Source organism: Alphaproteobacteria bacterium, assembly GCA_040905865.1.
Taxonomy (GTDB): domain Bacteria; phylum Pseudomonadota; class Alphaproteobacteria; order UBA8366.
In genome coordinates, this window is the sequence record JBBDQU010000080.1 from 24,385 (window position 1) to 42,579 (window position 18,195).

Genomic DNA, 18,195 nt, shown 5'->3' on the forward strand with positions numbered 1-18,195 from the left:
GATCGTTTCCGGTGGGTGTGCATCATCTTCAAACAAGAATAAGGAATGGGACGATATGCTCTGGATCGTCATCGGTTGCGGCGTATTCGCGCTGCTCTATGGGGCCTACGCAGGTAATGCGGTGCTCAACGCCAGTGCGGGTAACGCCCGTATGCAGGAAATTGCCGCGGCAATTCAGGAAGGCGCCGCTGCCTACCTGAACCGGCAGTACACGACAATCGCGTTTGTTGGCGTCATAATCGCTGTCCTGGTCTGGCTGTTGCTGGGCCTGCATTCGGCAATCGGCTTCGTTATCGGTTCCGTACTGTCCGGCGCCGCCGGGTATATCGGCATGCATATATCGGTGCGCGCCAATGTGCGCACGGCGGAAGGCGCGAGGCAGGGGCTGGCGACGGGACTCGATCTCGCGTTCAAGTCGGGTGCGGTCACGGGCATGCTGGTGGCCGGTCTGGCGCTGCTGGGTATCGCCTGTTTCTACAAACTTCTGCTGACCCTCGGCGTCGGCGGGCGTGACCTCGTCGGTCCGCTGGTCGCGCTGGGCTTCGGCGCCTCGCTGATTTCGATCTTTGCCCGTCTTGGCGGCGGTATCTTCACCAAGGGTGCGGATGTCGGCGCCGACCTTGTCGGTAAGGTCGAAGCGGGCATTCCCGAAGACGATCCGCGGAACCCCGCGGTGATTGCCGATAACGTCGGCGATAATGTCGGCGACTGCGCGGGCATGGCGGCCGACCTGTTCGAAACCTATGTCGTTTCGATGGTGGCCACGATGGTTCTGGGGTTGCTCTTTTTCGTCGGCGAGCAACAGGAAGCGTTCCTGCTGTATCCGCTGATGATCGGCGGCGTGTGCATCGTGACCTCGGTAATTTCGACGTTCTTCGTGAAGCTGGGCGCCAGCCAGAACATCATGGGCGCGTTGTACAAGGGCTTCATCGTCTGCGCGGTTCTTTCCGCGATTGCCCTGTACCCGGTAACCAGCTTTGTGCTGGGCATGGACACGGCGTTTGACGTCCTTGGCGCCTCGTTCACCGGCATGAACCTGTTTATCTGCGGGCTGACCGGCCTGATTGTGACGGGGTTGATCATCTGGGTCACCGAATATTATACCTCGACCGACTACCGCCCCGTGCGGGCAATCGCCAAAGCGTCTGAAACCGGTCACGGCACGAACGTCATTCAGGGGCTGGCCATTTCCATGGAGGCGACGGCTGTTCCGGCACTGATTATCTGTGCGGCAATCATCGTCACCTACCTGCAGGCGGGACTTGTCGGGATCGCCATCGCGGTGACGGCAATGCTTGCGCTTGCCGGCATGGTCGTGGCGCTGGATGCCTACGGTCCGGTGACGGACAATGCCGGCGGCATCGCCGAAATGGCGGAGATGGAAGAGGACGTCCGCAAGACGACCGATGCCCTGGACGCCGTTGGCAATACCACCAAGGCAGTGACCAAGGGATACGCGATCGGTTCCGCCGGCCTGGGTGCGCTGGTTCTGTTCGCGGCGTATACGCAGGACCTGCAGTACTTCATCGCCAATGCGGCCGAGTTTCCGTATTTCGCGGGCGTCGTGCTGGACTTCTCGCTGTCTAATCCCTTCGTGGTTGTCGGCCTCTTCGTTGGCGGCATGCTGCCCTATCTTTTCGGGGCGATGGGCATGATGGCTGTCGGTCGTGCGGCCGGTTCGGTCGTGATCGAAGTGCGCCGGCAGTTCCGGGAAATTCCCGGGATCATGGAAGGCACGGGCAAGCCGGAATACGGCACCTGCGTCGACCTGCTGACCAAGGCGGCGATCAAGGAAATGATCGTTCCGTCGCTGTTGCCGGTTCTGGCGCCGATTGTGGTGTTCGGTGTCGTCCTGTTGATTGCCGGAAAATCCGCCGCGTTCTCGTCATTGGGCGCGATGCTGCTGGGCGTCATTGTCACGGGCCTGTTCCTGGCCATTTCCATGACCGCCGGTGGCGGCGCCTGGGACAACGCCAAGAAGTATATCGAGGATGGCAATCACGGCGGCAAGGGCTCCGATGCCCACCATGCCGCGGTAACGGGCGATACGGTCGGCGATCCCTACAAGGATACGGCCGGTCCCGCGGTGAACCCGATGATCAAGATCACAAATATCGTCGCGTTGCTGCTGCTCTCCATGCTTGCGCACTGAAGACCATGAAACAGGCGGGGCCGCCGGAAGCGGTCCCGCCGTTGCACCGGACTACTGGGACGGCGGGGTTCTGCCGAATCGGCCGATATTACCGAGGAATTGTTCGATTATCGAAAGTTCATTGCCGGATGTCGGCGTTTCCCGCTCGACCATATCAATTTCGCGCAAATCGTCCCTGTCATACTGCTGGATCGCCTGAACGGTATTTTGATCGTCGAAGTAAATCGCGACTACCTGCTGGTCGACGACTTCTTCATCGAAAAAGGCAAGTTTCTCCGTCTTCCGGCTGATGTAATACCATATTTTGTCATCAAAGACCCCAAGTGTGGACGGTGAGCCCAGGATTTCGAGGACATCCTCACGCGTTTGCTCGCCGACAACGATTTTTTCAAGTTGCTCCGCACGGGGCAGGTTGCCCCGAACGGCGACACGCGGCGCGCAGGCAGACAGGGCCGTGGCGACGAGAACCAGGGCGATGAGGGCTTTGACTCCGGCTTTACGGATAACCATGTTTTACAGGCCTGGTAAAATTCTGCGGATGGGAAACGGTGTCAAAATTGCACCGGGCCCGGAAAGTGTCAACGCATTGCGGCGGCTCGGGGTATAGTCATTCGATGGATTTGTCGTTCTCAAAGCTGTTCCGTGTTTCGGACCTCGACATGGCATCCTATCGCCTGTACCAGGCGACGGTGGATCAGGCGCGGAAAGCCGTGTTCTATGAGGCTTGGGGCGTACCCGATACGCCCGTGGGGCGCTTCGATTCAATCGTCCTGCATTGCTTTCTTGTCCTGAACAGGCTGAAGCAGGACGCGGCAGCGACCTCATTTGCCCGGAAGTACAGCGGCGCGATTTTCGACGACATGGACCGAAACCTTCGGGAAATGGGCGTCGGGGACCTGAGCGTCGGCAAGAAGGTAAGAAAACTGGCGGAAGGCTTTTACGGCCGTTCAGCCGCCTACGCCAAAGCCCTTGAGGCCGGTGAACCGCATGTTGCCGAGACGCTGAATCGCAACCTTTATGGCGACAACGGCGCTTGCCCTGATACGGCCGTAATAAACGCCGTGGCGGCCTATGTAACGGCGTCGGTACAGGCGCTTGACGCGCAGGCGCTGGACGCCCTCATGGCTGGCCGCGTTAGATTCGCCCTGCTACCCGGAGAAAACTAGATGACGCCGCAAGAGGAGCCGACGCAGGAGTATAGCTATCTGCTGCCGCTTGACACGGTCGGGGTTGCGGAAAAGCACCTGGAACTGACCGTGGGGGAAGCGCCGCGGGCAGCGCTGGCGCGCCGGTTCGATCTGGTGTCGATCGACAGTTTGACTGCCGATCTTGTGGTGCGCCGTATCCATGGATCGCCGTTGTTGCAGGTAAATGGCGTCTTTGCCGCGGATATCGTGCAGAATTGCGTGGTAACCGATGAACCGGTGCCGGCGCATATCGAGGAAGCGGTGGCGGTCAAATTCGGGCCGGAAGAGAAACTTGATAAGGAAGTTGAATTCGACCCCAATGCGGAAGACCCGCCCGAGCCGTTTCACGGCAATGCCATCGAACTCGGCGAATGGCTGGCCCAATGCCTGGGCGTCGCCATTGATCCCTACCCAAGAGCGCCCGGTGTTGTGCTAGAGTGCGGTACGGACGAAAGCGACGATGCCGGAACGGCGACCCATCGGCCTTTTGAGGCCTTGTTGTCACGCCGGAAAGATCAGACTTAGTGCAGGCTTGCTGTAAGGGGTAATTCTGTTTATGTATCCGGGCAATTTTAGCCCCACTGGTATTGAAAGAGTAGAGTCATGGCCGTTCCAAAGAGTAAAGTATCCAAGTCGCGCCGAAACATGCGTCGCTCGCATGATGCGCTGAAAACGTCGGTTTCGGTGGAATGCGGCAATTGCGGTGAACTAAAGCGACCGCATCACGTTTGTTCTGCATGCGGTTACTATGGCGAAAAAGAGGTTGTCGAAGCTTCTTCCTACTGATGCTGCAGGTCTGATCGAAGGGGGCTCTGGATTTTGACGTCGCAATTGGTTATCGCGCTCGACGCAATGGGGGGAGATCGTGCCCCGCAAATTGTGGTGCGCGGAGCCGAAATCGCACGGGAACGTCATTCGAATGTCCGGTTTCTGATGTTCGGCGATGAGGCGCAGATCGCCCCGTTGCTGGCGCGCTATCCCGAATTGTCGAAGGTAACGACCCTGCGGCATACGGAAGGCGTTATCCGCAACGGTGACAAACCGTCCGCTGCCCTGCGCAGCGGGCGCGATTCGAGCATGTGGATGGCGATTGACGCCGTAAGCAACGGCGAAGCCAATGCGCTGATTTCCGCGGGCAACACCGGCGCGCTGATGGTGATTGCCCGATTCGTCCTGAAAATGTTGCCGGGAATCGATCGGCCGGCGATCTGCGGCTTTTTTCCGACGGCGCGCGGCGTGACGGCGATGCTGGATCTTGGCGCGAATGTCCGGTGCAATGCGGCGAACCTTTCGCAGTTTGCGGTGATGGGTGAAGTCTTCGCCCGCACGGTCATGGGGCTGGAGCGTCCCACGATCGGGCTGGTCAATGTCGGCGTCGAAGACCTGAAGGGGGTTGAGGAAGTTCGTGAAGCGGCGGCAATCCTGCGCGCGACCGATCTTCCGATAGAGTTCAAGGGCTTTATAGAGGGCACCGATATCGCGGCCGGCACGGTGGATGTTGTCGTGACGGACGGATTTACCGGGAATGTGGCATTGAAGACCGCGGAAGGGATTGTGAAACTGTATGCAGGCTTCCTGCGCGAGGCCTTCCGGGAGAACCTGTTCTCGAAGATCGGATATTTTTTTGTGCGCCGCTCGATTGCGAAACTGCGTGAACGGATTGATCCGCGTGAATACAATGGAGCCATGCTGCTGGGCCTGAACGGCATCGTCGTAAAGAGCCATGGCGGAACGGATGCGCTTGGCTTCGCCAACGCGATCGGCGTCGGCATCGACATGGCGTTGCACGGTTTCATCGAGAAGATGAAACATGACTTTGCGAGTCTGGAAAAAGTTGAGACCTCGCAACCGCGGGAGGCGGCGAACTTATAGAAACTCCTGATGTTATTTCCGGCGACCGGAGCCGTTTCGCCCTGCGCCATTTTCCGACGGTTACAGCACCTCTATGAGCGCTTCGCATAGCTTACAACGGGCCGTGGTGCTCGGCTGCGGTGCCTATTTGCCCGAAAAAATCGTGACCAATGACGATCTTTCGGCGCGGATCGACACCTCCGATGAATGGATCCAAAAGCGCACTGGTATTCGCCAGCGGCACATCGCCGCCGACGGCGAACTCGCGTCCGATCTAGCGCTGGCGGCCAGCCGGCAGGCACTGGCCCGGGCAGGGGTATCGGCCGACGAGGTCGACCTGATCATCCTGGCCACAACAACGCCTGACAATACGTTTCCGGCGACGGCGACAAGAGTCCAGGCGGCGCTTGGGATCGCCAAAGGGATGGCCTTCGACATCCAGGCGGTTTGTTCCGGCTTCATTTATGCGCTTTCCGTGGCGGATAATATGCTCAGGCTGGGGCAGGCGACGACGGCGCTTGTTATCGGGGCCGAAGTGTTCAGCCGCATTCTCGATTGGGACGACCGGAGTACCTGTGTGCTGTTTGGCGACGGCGCCGGCGCCATGGTCCTGCGGGCCGCCCCGCCGGAGGCGGGCCCTGCGCGCGGCGTATTGTCGACCCATCTGTATTCCGATGGCGCGCATTACAAGGCATTGTATGTCGATGGCGGTGCGGGGCGGAACGGGCTCGCCGGTCATGTCAGGATGGATGGCAAGGAAGTTTACCGGCACGCCGTGAACCTGATGGCATCCGCGGTCGAAACCGCGGCGGCGGCGAATGACATGACCCTGGACGAAATAGACTGGCTGGTGCCCCATCAGGCCAACATCCGTATAATTGACAGCATACGCCGCCGCCTTGGCGTGGATGAGCGCCGCGTGGTTGTAACCGTGCAGTCCCAGGCGAACACCTCTGCGGCGACCATTCCGCTCGCGCTTGCCGCGGCACAGGACGATAACCGGCTGAGGCCCGGCAACATTGTGGCGCTTACGGCCCTTGGTGGCGGCTTTACCTGGGGCGCCGCGCTGATCCGCTGGTGACAGCGGTATAACACGTCGATTGGTGCGGTTTTGCCATTGTTTCGAATTGACGATACCGTCAATGAACGGTACCGTAAAAAAAACGAGCAAGAACAGGGGGATAATATGACGGGTAATACGGTGACGCGGGCGCAGTTGACAGAGGCGGTGTATCAGGAAGTTGGGCTTTCCCGTAATGAGTCGGCGGATCTGGTGGAATCGATACTGGGGGAAGTATCAAATGCTCTCGCAAAAGGGGAAATGGTGAAGATTTCCTCATTCGGCAGCTTTGCGGTGCGTCAGAAAGGGCGTCGGATTGGGCGGAATCCGAAAACCGGCGAAGAGGTGCCTATTCTGCCACGAAAGGTGCTGGTATTCCGGCCCAGCCACGTGTTGAAGAACCGTATTAATGTGAACGCCGGCAATGGATATGACGGCAACTGAATATGGATTCAGGCGGAACGGAACGGGACAGCCAGAAATCTAGCGCGAAGTCAGCGGCCGCTTTCCGGACGATTAGCGAGGTGGGACGCGATCTGGACGTTCCGCAACATGTCCTGCGTTTCTGGGAATCCAAATTTTCGCAGATCAAGCCGCTGAAGCGCGGTGGCGGCCGGCGGTATTACAGGCCCGAGGATGTTGCTGTATTGCGGCGAATCCGCGAACTGCTCTATTCCGACGGCTATACGATCAAGGGTGTCCAGAAACTGTTTCGGGAAGCCGGTCTGAAATCGGTCCTGGAAGGAAGCGATTCGGATAACACCGGTCAGGATGCGGCCATCGTGTCGGCTGAGATTGGCGCCGGCGGCAACCTGTCCGCCGCGGCACGTGCGGAGCTCGAAGGTATCCTTGCCGAACTCGTCGATTTGCGGCGCATTCTGAACTCGAACTAAAACCAAACACGATCTGCTCTATCGCTTTAAATTAAAAGCAAATTCACGTGTTAATCGGCATCACCCGGGTGATGCCGATTAATCACGATTTGCTTTAGTCACGATATGCCGATGCCGCAATTTCTGGACAGTGGCCGGGTGCCGCTGTAAGGTGCCGCCTGATCGGAACTATCGTTTTACGGAGCGTAGCGCAGCCTGGTAGCGCACTTCACTGGGGGTGAAGGGGTCGGAGGTTCGAATCCTCTCGCTCCGACCAAAACTGAAAATCCGGGACCGAACGACACACGTCAAAGCCACCGGTTTGCGGTGGCTTTTTCATGGGCATCCTGCCGCGGATTTAATCCGAATTGTATACATGGCAGTTGGGTGCAACTGCGCAATGATCGCGAATAAGTTCACTCGCCGCGTGAAAGCGATTTTACAATTATTTTTGTTACTTCTTTCACGAGAATTGGAAGAAGTATAACTATTTTTCGTTTTTGGAAACGATAAAGCCTGAAGCACCTTTGCCCCTGGCGCGCCGGACAGTATAACCTTGGTTACCGAGACGGAATGTTTCGTCATTTACCAGTCCGGCAAGTGCGGCTTCAATCTTCTCGGCAACTGGATCCGGTTTGTCCTCGGTTGAAACGGATTTATGTCGCTTCAGCCACTTGGCGAAAACATCATCCGCAAGTTCTTCACCAAGAGATTTTCGAAGTGCTGTCAGCTTTACACGCTGTCCTTTGCTCAATTCTTCTTCATTTATAGCCACGGAAGGGATCTCCTCAAATCATTACACAATCAATAGAGAAACATCTTTTAAAGCACTTATACCCCAAAAGAAAAGCTGCAATTTAAAAAATCGTGCCCAGAGGTTCCTGCGTTGTCCAGTAGTTGCCAAGATGACTGGCAAGAAACAGGCGTTATTCTCATCGCAGCGCGCCATCTTTCCCGAAGCGGCAGTCTTGGATGCCGGTAAAACGCCAGGATACTGACAAAGTTTCGCAAAATCCTACACTATTCCGATAATACCGCCTTGTTGCGATGACGCGGGCGCCAAGCTGCGGGTTCGGCTGGTATTCCCGAATGGTCCAATCTGCCGCCTGCAGGGATGCCCGGTATCTTTACATTTCACCGGCGACACGGGATTGTCAGGCTGACAGATATTGCGCACACAGGTCCAATGACATGAAAATGCGGAAAATCCGTGGGAGGATAACGCGATGACGCAGCGGCAGTTGGGTGAATTGGTGATCGGCAGAATTCTGGAAATGAATTCCCCGGATTTCGACCCTTACGGGTTCTTTCCCGAAACCAGACCGGAAGACTGGGCACCGCACCTGCACTGGCTGAAACCCGATGCAATGGATCCGGTCAGCGGGAACCTGTTCTTCCCCATGCAGAGTTATGTCATACGTACCCGGCACCACAATATTCTGGTGGATGGTTGTGTCGGCAATGACAAGGAACGACCGCTTCGACCTTCCTGGCATTTAAAGACCGACAGCACCTATATGAATGCACTGGCGGCGGCCGGCCTGCGGCCGGAGGATATCGACTTTGTGATGTGCACCCATCTTCATCCGGATCATGTCGGTTGGAACACGCGCTTGCTGGATGGCCGCTGGGTGCCGACATTCCCGAACGCGAAATACCTGTTTACGCAAAAGGAATTCGACTACTGGAAGGACATGAACGAGAAGACGCCGCTGGGCCACATTATAGATAGTGTCCTGCCCATCGAGGAGGCGGGCTGCGCCGTCTTTATCGGGAACGATCATTCGCTGGACGATTCGGTATGGCTGGAATCGACGCCCGGCCATACGCCGGATCATTGTTCGCTTCGCCTGTCATCCGGCGGGCAGGAAATGGTGATGAGCGGAGACCTGATGCACAGTCCGATTCAGTGCCGCCACCCCGAATGGGCGGCGCGCCCCGACTATGACGTGGAAACGGCGCGCCGGACCCGCCGCGGCTTTCTGGAGCGTTATTGCGAGACGGATGTGACCGTCTGCACGGCGCATTTTCCGCTGCCGTCTTCGGGCCATATTGTCCGGGCCGGCGACGGTTTTCGTTTCGAATATGACGGTGTCGACTGGTAAAATTCCCCGCAGGATGGCGCCGGGTCGTACAGACACAATTTTTCAGGCTCGTTAACGATATCGAATACCGGATTCCAGGATTCCGCGGTGGTTTTCGCCGGTTCCAGAAGTTTTCCGGTCGCCTTTTTTTGCCACCCGTGCTATACACTTTGCCGATACAGTCGGATTCCCTGGAGACGGGGAAGCCGTGCGACGTTGCTGTGAAATTTCGTGAAGTTCATCGCAACCGTTTGAAAAAAAACAATAAGAATATCCGTTGATGAGTGAGTGGACGCGATACGCAAATTCTAAAGTACGTGTCACAAATCCACAAACAAGTCCGGATAGGATCTGTATCGAAACGTCGGAACGTTACGTCGCTGGTTGGCAAAGGCAAAAAATAATTTTGTTGTAGCCCATTTGGATGACGAAGTTTCGTTAAAATTGACATTAAATGCTGTTCATCGGATGAAGCGGCGCAGCGTGACAGATGGTCACGCGGTCGGAAGCAAAGAGGAAGAGTTCATGGATTACTGGTTGATTTGGAGTTTAGCCCCCCTCGTACTTCTGCTGTCCTGCTATCTGGGCCGGCGCAGGGAACAGTCGCTTGATACAGCGCAGGAAGCTGAATCCTGAACCGGGTTTTCTGACCGGCGCCGTTCGATGGCGCCATACCTGAGAAACCATTTTCAGGATTTTCGGGCCCCGTTCATCGGGGCCTTTTTCATGCGCGAGGCGCTATACGCCCGGCCGCAGGAGCGCCTGCGATGTTTCATGATATTCTGATCGGTATCGTTGCCCTCGCCGGCGCCTCTGGAAGCCACCGCCTGGACTGGCGGGCTGATGACCAGAGCACATCAGGATTGAATAGAACCACAACTGGTTCCATTCAATCCTGTGAAGTTGCTCTGTTTTCAACAGGATAAATCGGACTCGCGTGATCGTTGGATCGCCGTGTGCGATTCCGACAAACCACGATCTGATTTAGTTCTTGGGTTCGGGATAGAAACCGACCGGGATCATCAGCTTGTTTTCCTGATTGACCAGCGCGCCGAGTTCGGCGCTGGCCTGGGTATAGGCAACCCATTCCGGGTCCGCCTGCATGGCTGCGCGTTTGGTGGCGCGGTCCGCCGCGTCCTTGTAGGCCCAGATATGGACGTATTGATTCACATTGCCGGTTTCGGTCGTCATATAGGCGACCGGCTGGCCGAGATGGCGGCTCTGCGGTTTTTTTCCAAGTTTTTCATATAGTTCCAGGTGTTTCTTGATCGTTCCGGGCCGAAGCGTGTAGGTGCGGTGGTCGAGCAGCATGGCTTTCCCCTCTCAGGATTCGTGAAGCAGTAATTGTCAAGTCGGAGGACCGCAACGGCATGCGGTATCCCTGATACCATTTTCACCGGGCGCAGGCTTGCTGACAAGCCTGGAAGCACGGTCGGAAAGGGGTCAATTCAAACGGTTGATTCCGTCGAAAGCCGCTGTTTTGTAACATTCGGCCAGTGTCGGATAGTTGAAGACCGTATCGACGAAATAGTCGATTTTCCCGCCGAGGGAAAGGACTGCCTGGCCGATATGGATCAGTTCACACGCGCCTTCGCCGAGAATGGCGACACCCAGAAGTTCGCGCGTTTCAAGATGGAAAATCAGTTTCAGGATACCGATGGAATCGCCCAGGATCTGGCCGCGGGAAATCTCCTTGTACTGCGCCTTGCCGACCTCATAGGGAATGCCGGCCTGGGTCAGGTCCTCCTCGCTCTGGCCCACGATGGAAATTTCCGGGATCGTATAGATTCCGTAGGGCAGGGTATTCCGGACACTTACCGCCGGGGCGCCAAACGCGTGGCATGAGGCGAGGCGGCCCTGCTCCATGGAGGTCGATGCAAGGCTGGGGAAGCCGATGACGTCGCCAACCGCATAAATATGCGGCACGTCCGTCTGGTATTTCTCATTTACCTTGATCAGCCGGCGCTCACCCATCGAAACACCGATAGCCTCCAGGTTGAGGTTTTTCGTCGCGCCGGTTCGCCCGATGCTGTACAGCGCGCTTTCCGCCTGGACCTGCTTGCCGCTTGCGAGGGTGACCCGCACGCGTTCGCCCTGTTCGTCGCGGAACTTCTCGATGCCGCTGACTTCCTCGCCCAGACGCAGGGTGATCCGGTTCTGCCGCATTTGATAAACCAGGGTATCGACTATTTCCTGATCCACGAAGGACAGCAGGCGCGGCCGCTTGTCGACCAGGGTCACCCGCACCCCGAGCGCCGAAAAAATCGTCGCGTATTCCAGGCCGATGACTCCGGCGCCGATAACGACGAGTGAGCGCGGCAGCTTTTCCTGGGTCAGCATGTCGTCGCTGGTGAATATGCGTTGCCCGTCGAACTCGACATGGGCGTCGCGGGTTGTTTGGGTGCCGACGGCAATCACGATATTGTCGGCGGTTACGTCCCAGTGGCCGTGCCCGTCCAGGCCCGCAAGCCGCAATGTATGCGGATCGATGAAACTGCCCTCCGCCTGCAGCAACTCGACCCGGTTGCGTTGCAACTGATGGCGGATGACGTCCAGTTCGGTGGCGATGACGCTGTCGGTGCGGACGAACAGGTCCGACATCGAAATATCCTTTTTTACCCTGTAGGACGCGCCATACAGGCTGCGTTCCCGATAGCCGGAAAGGTGCAGGACGGCTTCGCGCAACGTCTTGCTCGGTATTGTGCCGGTATTGATACAGGCGCCGCCGACGGCAGCCATATGTTCGACGACAGCCGCGCGCTTGCCGAGTTTTGCTGCCTGTATGGCGGCGCGGTGGCCTGCCGGCCCGGAACCCAGGACCAGCATGTCGTAGTCACGGTCGGACATACTTAATTAACTCCGTGGAAAAGTTCCATTTTCAGCGGAAATATCCCGATTATTCGAAAGAAGATGAAAGCATTGTTACAGTAGATAAGAAAATAGTTAACAATTATCCCTGACGATACCCGCATTTTGCAATGATGCGATCTATCCGTTTACCATATCCATTAAGGATACGCCGCTTTGCCCCCAGAATTCATTCCGTTTGCCGGAATACCGTTATGGGCCGTGTTTTGCGTGTTCGCGGCGCATTTCATCGGCTTTTTCATTCGGGGCGCCTTCGGCTTCGGCTCGAACATGCCGATCATCCTGATGACAACCTGGCTCCTCGGGCCGCATCACGCGGTCGTGCTTGTGGTCGTTACCGCCAGCGCGTCCCAGATCCACCTTCTGCCGCAGGGCGTGAAAACCGCAGACTGGGATGTGACCCGTCCGCTGCTGGCGGGGATGGTGGTCGGCGTCACCTTCGGCACCTGGGTGTTCACGAAACTGGAGGCGGACTGGCTGACGCTGCTGATGGGGGGAATGATCACGGGCATTGTCGTCATGGACAGGTTGCGCCTGCTGGAACGCCTGACGCACGTGATCGACCTGCGCGAACGTTTCGTTTCCATGACCCTGGCGCTTGTATCCGGCCTTGTGGGGACAATCAGCGGCGGCGGCGGGCTGTATTTCCTGATCGTCTATCTGAAACTGGTCTGCAGGACCGTCGCCGGGCTGCGCGGCACGAACTTGATCCTGTCCGGCCTGTTCATTCTGGTCCGCGTCGTGCTGCTGATCTGGGCGGGCTTTGTCAGCTGGTCGGTGGGGGTGGAGGCATTACTGCTGCTGCCGGTGGTCCTGCTGGGGACCTGGTCGGGAACGCGCAGTTTTCATGCCATCGATTCAAAAAAATTCTATGACGCGCTGCAGATAGTTCTGCTGACAATGGCCGTCGCGCTGGCCGTAAAGGGCGCATTCAGGCTGTTGTGAGGTTTGCGTCAGTTTTCGGGGTTGTCCGCTGGCTGCTGCCTTTGCCGGTTTATTCGTCTCCATTTCGCAACATTGCGGTTGTGTTCCCGCAATGTCCTGGCGAAGGCGTGGCCCCCCGTACCGTCGGCGACGAAATAGAGCTCATCGGTCGCTGCCGGTTGCAGTACGGCCGCAATGGCGGCGGCCCCCGGATTGGCGATCGGGCCAGGCGGCAGGCCGGACACCTTATAGGTATTGTAGGGGCTGTCGATTTTGAGATCGTCAAATGTCAGGGGACGGCCCAGCGGGCCGGCGCCGGCGGTGAGGGCGTAAACAACGGTCGGGTCGGACTGCAGCCGCATGCCGCGGCGCAGCCGGTTGATGAACACGCCGGCGATCCGGGGCCGCTCGGCGGCGACAGCCGTCTCTTTCTCGACGATAGAGGCAAGGACAAGCGCTTCCTCCGGGCTGGAAAAGGGCAGGCCTTCGGCGCGGTCCCGCCACAGCGCGGCAAGTTTCGCGGCATGCGCCGCCGCCATGCGACGGACAAGGTCGGAGCTGCGGTCGCCCCGGATAAAATCATAGGTTTCCGGCAGCAACGTCCCTTCAGCGGGAATATTTTCAAGGTCGTGTGTCAGCCCTTCGGTGCCGGAGAGGAGCCGCGCGACCTGGGCGCCGGTCAGGCCTTCCGGGATGGTGACATGATGGACGACCACGCGGCCTTCCCGTAATTGCGCCAGGGCTTCCGCGGGGCTGACGCCCGGCGCAAAAGCGTATTCGCCGGCTTTCAGGTCAAGATGCTGCTGCTTCAGCCGTGCGGCGGCGATAAAGACAAGCGGTTGATCGATGACGCCGGCCTCCGCCAGCAGCGCGGCAATCCGTTGCAGGCCCGTGCCGCGTGGTACGATCACGTTCGCTTCCTTTTCAAGCGCGCCCGGCTGATGGAATGTCTGGTGTCCCCAAATCAAAATGCCGCTCACGGCAAGTGTGGCGGCAATCGAAAGCAGAATGAGAAGACGGCTTGCGCGCCGCATCACCTGTCCGGCGCGGCCACGAAAATCAGGCTCGCATTGGTGCCGCCGAAGCCGAAGGAATTTGACATGACGCTCCTGATCCTTCGTTCCTTGGCATGATTGGGCACCAGATCGATATCGCAGCCTTCAGAGGGATTTGTCAGGTTGATGGTGGGCGGCGCGACGCCGTGCTGCAGCGCCTTGATGGAGAAGATAGCCTCGACGCTGCCGGCGGCGCCAAGCAGATGGCCGATGGCGGATTTTGTCGATGACATGGACAAACTGTGGGCATGGTCCCCGAACAGACGTTTGACGGCGGCCAGCTCGATTTCATCGCCCAGCGGCGTGGAGGTGCCGTGCGCATTGATATAGTCGATATCTGTGGTGTTCTGCTTTGCGTTCCGCAGGGCCGCCTTCATGGCGCGGTAGGCGCCGTTGCCGTCCGGCGTCGGGGCGGTCAGGTGATAGGCATCGCCGGACATGCCGTATCCGGCGATTTCCGCATAAATTTTCGCGCCGCGCTTTTTGGCCTGTTCGTATTCTTCAAGGATAACCATACCGGCGCCTTCGCCCATGACGAACCCGTCCCGGTCGCGGTCCCAGGGGCGCGACGCTTCGGTCGGCCGGTCATTGAATCCGGTCGACAGCGCCCGTGCGGCTGCGAAACCGGCCACGCCCAGTCGACACAAAGCCGATTCGGCGCCGCCGGCCACCATGACATCGGCGTCGTCGAGCATAATCATGCGCGCCGCGTCGCCAATCGCATGGGCGCCGCTGGCGCACGCCGTGACAACCGCGTGGTTCGGCCCGCGAAAACCGTACTCGATCGACACATGGCCGGAACACAGGTTTATCAGATTGGCCGGAATGAAGAACGGACTGATACGGCGCGGGCCGCGGGTTTCCAGCAGGACAGCGGCTTCGGCGATACCGGGAAGGCCGCCCGTACCGGATCCTATCATGACGCCTGTCCGTTCCTGCTGTTCCTCGGTTTCCGCGACCCAGCCGGAATCCGTTACCGCCTGCTTGGCGGCGGCGATGGCGCAGACGATGAAGCGGTCCATCTTGCGCCGGTCTTTGGACGAAACCCAGTCATCTTCGTTAAAATTGCCGTCTTTGGTGTCACCGGGCGGCAGGGAACCGCCGATCTTGCAGGGAAGATCGGAAACATCAAATGACTGGATCGGGGAAATGCCCGATTCACCCGCCAAAAGACGTTTCCATATATGATCGACACCAACACCCAGGGGCGTTACCGCGCCAAGACCGGTGACAACTACACGTCTCATCCCGTCGTTTTCTTCATTTTTGTGACGATGACCGGCGACACGCGCTCAGGAATCGGCGTGTTCGGACAAAAAGGTGATCGCATCCTGGACTGTCTGGATCTTTTCCGCGGCGTCGTCAGGAATTTCGCACCCGAACTCTTCTTCAAAAGCCATCACCAGTTCAACGGTATCCAGGCTGTCCGCGCCGAGATCGTCAATAAAACTGGCATTATCGGTTACCTTCGCCTCGTCCACGCCGAGATGCTCGATAACGATTTTCTTAACCCGCTCCGCAACGTCGCTCATCTGTCTTTATCCTTCAGCTTTGCTTGGAATTTTCCCCTGATCCCAGCCATTCCGGACGGGAGGGGCGCCTAGTAACACAATTAATTCACAATGGCCAGCGCCCGAAAACCGCCGCCGGATCCCCGTTCATATCATCGCCATCCCGCCATTGATATGTAATGTCTGGCCAGTGACATAGGCGGCTTCCTCGCTGGCCAGATAAACCGTTCCGGCCGCGATGTCCGCGACGGCGCCGAAGCGTCCGGCCGGGATTGTCCCGGCCAGCGATTCGCGCTGCTGCCCGCTCAGCGCCCCGGTCATGGCGGTCTCGATAAAGCCCGGGGCGATGCAGTTCACCGTAATCCCGCGGCTGGCGACTTCCTGCGCCAGCGATTTGGACATGCCGATCAGACCGGCCTTGGAGGCGGCGTAATTGGCCTGCCCGGCGTTGCCCGTTACCCCGACAATCGAGGTAATGCCGATAATCCGGCCCCACCGGTTGCGCATCATGCCGCGCAAAACCGCGCGGCTCAGCCGGAATGCCGCGCTCAGGTTGACATCCAGTACGGTCTGCCAGTCCTCATCCTTCATGCGCATGGCCAGCCCGTCCCGGGTCAGGCCGGCATTATTGACCAGAATGTCGATCTGACCCAGCGCCGCCTCGGCGTCTTTTACCAGCTGACCGGCGCCATCGCTGTCGCTCAGATCGGCCGGCGTTACGAAGGCGCGTTCGCCCAGTTCGCCGGCAAGCGATTCCAGTGCGTCGCGACGGGTCCCGGAGAGGGCGACGTCGGCGCCGGCGGCGTGCAACGCGCGGGCGATCTCACCGCCGATACCGCCGGATGCACCTGTGACCAGCGCCTTCTTTCCCGTCAGATCGAACATCTATGCCATTTCCTCCAATTCCCGGGTGCTACAGGTCTTTCAGCAGGGCTTCGATATCGGCCGGTCCCTCGACCGAGCGGCCCGTCAGATCGCGGTCGATCCGCTTCGTGAGGCCGGTCAGCACCTTGCCGGCGCCCAGTTCGATCAGGGTATCGACCCCCTGCGCCTTCATGTAAAGCACGCTTTCGCGCCAGCGCACCATGCCCGTCACCTGTTCGACGAGCAGGCGGCGAATCACCGGCGGATCGTTCACGGCGCTCGCGGTGACATTGGCGACGACGGAAACCACGGGAGTCTCGATCGCCGTGCCCTCCAGCGCCTCGGCCATGGCTTCGGCGGCCGGCGCCATCATGGCGCAATGGAACGGCGCGCTGACCGGCAGGGGCAGGGCGCGCCGGGCGCCCATCTCCGGCGCCAGTTTCATGGCGCGTTCGATGGCGGCGGTTGCGCCGCTGAGCACGACCTGTCCCGGCGCATTGTCGTTCGCCGGATCGCAGACTTCGCCTTCGGCCGCGGCTTTGGCCACGGCAATGGCCGATTCGAGATCGAGGCCGAGCAACGCCGTCATGGCGCCTTCGCCGACGGGCACCGCCTTCTGCATCGCCTGGCCGCGGAGTTTCAGCAATCGGGCGGCATCGACCAGCCCGAGCGATCCGGCCGCGGCTAGCGCCGTATATTCGCCCAGGGAATGGCCCGCGACGAAGGATGCCTTGTCGCCGACGGTGACCTTTCCGTCCTGGCTGAGGACCCGCAGCACAGCCATGCTGACGGCCATCAGCGCCGGCTGGGCATTTTCGGTCAGGCGCAATTCGTCGTCCGGTCCTTCGAACATGATACGCGAGAGATTCTGGCCCAAGGCGTCGTTGACTTCCTCGAACACCAGCCTGGCGGATTCGAAAGCTTCCGACAGCGCCAGACCCATCCCGACAGCTTGCGAGCCCTGGCCCGGAAAAATGAATGCTTTTGTCATGGTTGTATCAATTTCTTTATGCGAATTACAGGGTAAGCCCGCCATCGACGATCATCGCCGTGCCGGTCGTATAGCGGGATTCGTCGCCCGCGAGATAGACTGCCATCGCGGCGATCTCCGCCGCCGTGCCCAGGCGGCCCAGTGGCTGGCGCGCGACAAAATCCTTTCGCGCCGCCTCCGGGTCATCGAACGCATTAATGCGGTCATCGAGCGACGGTGTCTGGATCGTACCGGGACAGATGGCATTGCAGCGGATACCCCGGCGGATATAGTCGGCGGCAACGGATTTGGTCAGACCGATGACCGCGGCCTTGGTCGCGCCATAGGCGAATCGGTTGGGCAATCCCTTCAGGGAGGAGCAGACCGACGACATGTTGATGATCGACCCGCCGCCGTTCTCCAGCATGGCAGGCAGGAACGCCCGGATCATCCGGTATGCCGCCCGGACGTTGATATCGAACGAGGCGTTCCATTCCGCGTCGCCGCATTCCAGAATGGTGCCGTGCGGCACGATACCGGCGACATTGAACAGGATGTCCGGCGCGCCGTATTCGGCGGCCAGCGCGGTAATGGCGTCGGCATCCGTGACGTCCAGAATGCGGGTCGTGATGCCGTCGAGTCCGTTGAGTTCCGCAAGCGCTCCCGCGTTGATATCGGTCGCGAGGACATCGGCGCCTTCGGCCGCGAATGCCCTTGCGGATGCCTGGCCGATCCCCTGCGCCGCCGCTGTCAGCAGCGCCTTTTTCCCGGCGAGTCTTCCCGTCATGCCGCTGTAT

The 18,195-nt window shown here is 59.0% G+C and carries 21 protein-coding genes and 1 tRNA gene; 12 read left to right on the plus strand and 10 right to left on the minus strand.

What is annotated here, in order from left to right:
- The first annotated feature begins 55 nt into the window (after window positions 1-55).
- Window positions 56-2,152: a sodium-translocating pyrophosphatase gene (locus WD767_18660; protein MEX2618114.1), complete on the plus strand. Its 2,097-nt coding sequence runs from the start codon at window positions 56-58 to the stop codon at window positions 2,150-2,152.
- 51 nt (window positions 2,153-2,203) lie between these two features.
- On the opposite strand, the gene bamE is transcribed toward WD767_18660, so the two are convergent.
- On the minus strand, window positions 2,204-2,662 hold the full coding sequence (gene bamE, locus WD767_18665) for an outer membrane protein assembly factor BamE (protein ID MEX2618115.1): 459 nt from the start codon (window positions 2,660-2,662) through the stop codon (window positions 2,204-2,206).
- Window positions 2,663-2,766: 104 nt separating this feature from the next.
- Between bamE and WD767_18670 the strand changes: the two genes are divergently transcribed.
- The 8 genes from WD767_18670 to WD767_18705 all read left to right on the plus strand — a co-directional run bounded on the left by WD767_18670 (window position 2,767) and on the right by WD767_18705 (window position 7,399).
- Entirely contained in the window at window positions 2,767-3,318 is a 552-nt protein-coding gene (locus tag WD767_18670) for a ubiquinol-cytochrome C chaperone family protein (protein ID MEX2618116.1), read from the plus strand.
- The gene (locus tag WD767_18675; GenBank protein ID MEX2618117.1) at window positions 3,319-3,864 is read left to right on the plus strand and encodes a DUF177 domain-containing protein; all 546 of its coding nucleotides are present in this window, start codon (window positions 3,319-3,321) and stop codon (window positions 3,862-3,864) included. It abuts the gene before it with no gap.
- A 78-nt stretch (window positions 3,865-3,942) separates the two neighbouring features.
- A complete protein-coding gene (gene rpmF, locus WD767_18680; GenBank protein ID MEX2618118.1) occupies window positions 3,943-4,125 on the plus strand; it encodes a 50S ribosomal protein L32 in 183 nt (60 codons plus the stop codon).
- Window positions 4,126-4,158: 33 nt separating this feature from the next.
- A complete protein-coding gene (gene plsX, locus WD767_18685; GenBank protein ID MEX2618119.1) occupies window positions 4,159-5,211 on the plus strand; it encodes a phosphate acyltransferase PlsX in 1,053 nt (350 codons plus the stop codon).
- A gap of 73 nt (window positions 5,212-5,284) precedes the next feature.
- Entirely contained in the window at window positions 5,285-6,271 is a 987-nt protein-coding gene (locus WD767_18690) for a beta-ketoacyl-ACP synthase III (GenBank protein ID MEX2618120.1), read from the plus strand.
- Between the two features lie 45 nt (window positions 6,272-6,316).
- Window positions 6,317-6,694 carry an integration host factor subunit alpha gene (locus WD767_18695; GenBank protein ID MEX2618121.1) on the plus strand — a complete coding sequence of 126 codons (378 nt, stop codon included), beginning with the start codon at window positions 6,317-6,319 and terminating at the stop codon, window positions 6,692-6,694.
- A gap of 80 nt (window positions 6,695-6,774) precedes the next feature.
- On the plus strand, window positions 6,775-7,143 hold the full coding sequence (locus WD767_18700) for a MerR family transcriptional regulator (GenBank protein MEX2618122.1): 369 nt from the start codon (window positions 6,775-6,777) through the stop codon (window positions 7,141-7,143).
- Between the two features lie 179 nt (window positions 7,144-7,322).
- Window positions 7,323-7,399: transfer RNA gene (locus tag WD767_18705), tRNA-Pro, on the plus strand.
- Window positions 7,400-7,609: 210 nt separating this feature from the next.
- Here the strand turns inward: WD767_18705 and WD767_18710 are convergent.
- Window positions 7,610-7,897, minus strand: a complete 288-nt coding sequence (locus tag WD767_18710) for a hypothetical protein (protein ID MEX2618123.1) — start codon at window positions 7,895-7,897, stop codon at window positions 7,610-7,612.
- Window positions 7,898-8,348: 451 nt separating this feature from the next.
- Here WD767_18710 and WD767_18715 point away from each other — a divergent pair, with 451 nt between their 5' ends.
- Together WD767_18715 and WD767_18720 are read left to right on the plus strand one after the other, a co-directional pair.
- Complete coding sequence (locus tag WD767_18715) at window positions 8,349-9,227, plus strand: MBL fold metallo-hydrolase (GenBank protein ID MEX2618124.1); 879 nt, start codon at window positions 8,349-8,351, stop codon at window positions 9,225-9,227.
- Between the two features lie 363 nt (window positions 9,228-9,590).
- Window positions 9,591-9,842, plus strand: coding sequence for a hypothetical protein (locus WD767_18720; protein ID MEX2618125.1), 252 nt, complete (start codon window positions 9,591-9,593; stop codon window positions 9,840-9,842).
- A 348-nt stretch (window positions 9,843-10,190) separates the two neighbouring features.
- Here WD767_18720 and WD767_18725 read toward each other — a convergent pair whose 3' ends face one another.
- Together WD767_18725 and sthA are read right to left on the minus strand one after the other, a co-directional pair.
- The gene (locus tag WD767_18725) at window positions 10,191-10,517 is read right to left on the minus strand and encodes an NIPSNAP family protein (protein MEX2618126.1); all 327 of its coding nucleotides are present in this window, start codon (window positions 10,515-10,517) and stop codon (window positions 10,191-10,193) included.
- A 132-nt stretch (window positions 10,518-10,649) separates the two neighbouring features.
- Window positions 10,650-12,053: a Si-specific NAD(P)(+) transhydrogenase gene (gene sthA, locus WD767_18730; protein ID MEX2618127.1), complete on the minus strand. Its 1,404-nt coding sequence runs from the start codon at window positions 12,051-12,053 to the stop codon at window positions 10,650-10,652.
- A 177-nt stretch (window positions 12,054-12,230) separates the two neighbouring features.
- On the opposite strand from sthA, the gene WD767_18735 reads away from it, so the two are divergent.
- Window positions 12,231-13,019 (plus strand): sulfite exporter TauE/SafE family protein, encoded by a 789-nt coding sequence (locus tag WD767_18735; protein MEX2618128.1) that lies wholly within the window; start codon window positions 12,231-12,233, stop codon window positions 13,017-13,019.
- Between the two features lie 8 nt (window positions 13,020-13,027).
- On the opposite strand, the gene mltG is transcribed toward WD767_18735, so the two are convergent.
- The 6 genes from mltG to WD767_18765 form a co-directional block, all read right to left on the minus strand.
- On the minus strand, window positions 13,028-13,909 hold the full coding sequence (gene mltG, locus WD767_18740) for an endolytic transglycosylase MltG (GenBank protein ID MEX2618129.1): 882 nt from the start codon (window positions 13,907-13,909) through the stop codon (window positions 13,028-13,030).
- Between the two features lie 122 nt (window positions 13,910-14,031).
- Complete coding sequence (gene fabF, locus WD767_18745; GenBank protein MEX2618130.1) at window positions 14,032-15,300, minus strand: beta-ketoacyl-ACP synthase II; 1,269 nt, start codon at window positions 15,298-15,300, stop codon at window positions 14,032-14,034.
- A 45-nt stretch (window positions 15,301-15,345) separates the two neighbouring features.
- The gene (locus WD767_18750; protein MEX2618131.1) at window positions 15,346-15,585 is read right to left on the minus strand and encodes an acyl carrier protein; all 240 of its coding nucleotides are present in this window, start codon (window positions 15,583-15,585) and stop codon (window positions 15,346-15,348) included.
- Between the two features lie 126 nt (window positions 15,586-15,711).
- Window positions 15,712-16,449 (minus strand): 3-oxoacyl-[acyl-carrier-protein] reductase, encoded by a 738-nt coding sequence (gene fabG / locus WD767_18755; protein ID MEX2618132.1) that lies wholly within the window; start codon window positions 16,447-16,449, stop codon window positions 15,712-15,714.
- A gap of 28 nt (window positions 16,450-16,477) precedes the next feature.
- Window positions 16,478-17,419 carry an ACP S-malonyltransferase gene (fabD, locus tag WD767_18760; GenBank protein ID MEX2618133.1) on the minus strand — a complete coding sequence of 314 codons (942 nt, stop codon included), beginning with the start codon at window positions 17,417-17,419 and terminating at the stop codon, window positions 16,478-16,480.
- Between the two features lie 25 nt (window positions 17,420-17,444).
- A complete protein-coding gene (locus WD767_18765; GenBank protein MEX2618134.1) occupies window positions 17,445-18,185 on the minus strand; it encodes an SDR family oxidoreductase in 741 nt (246 codons plus the stop codon).
- Window positions 18,186-18,195: the final 10 nt, after the last annotated feature.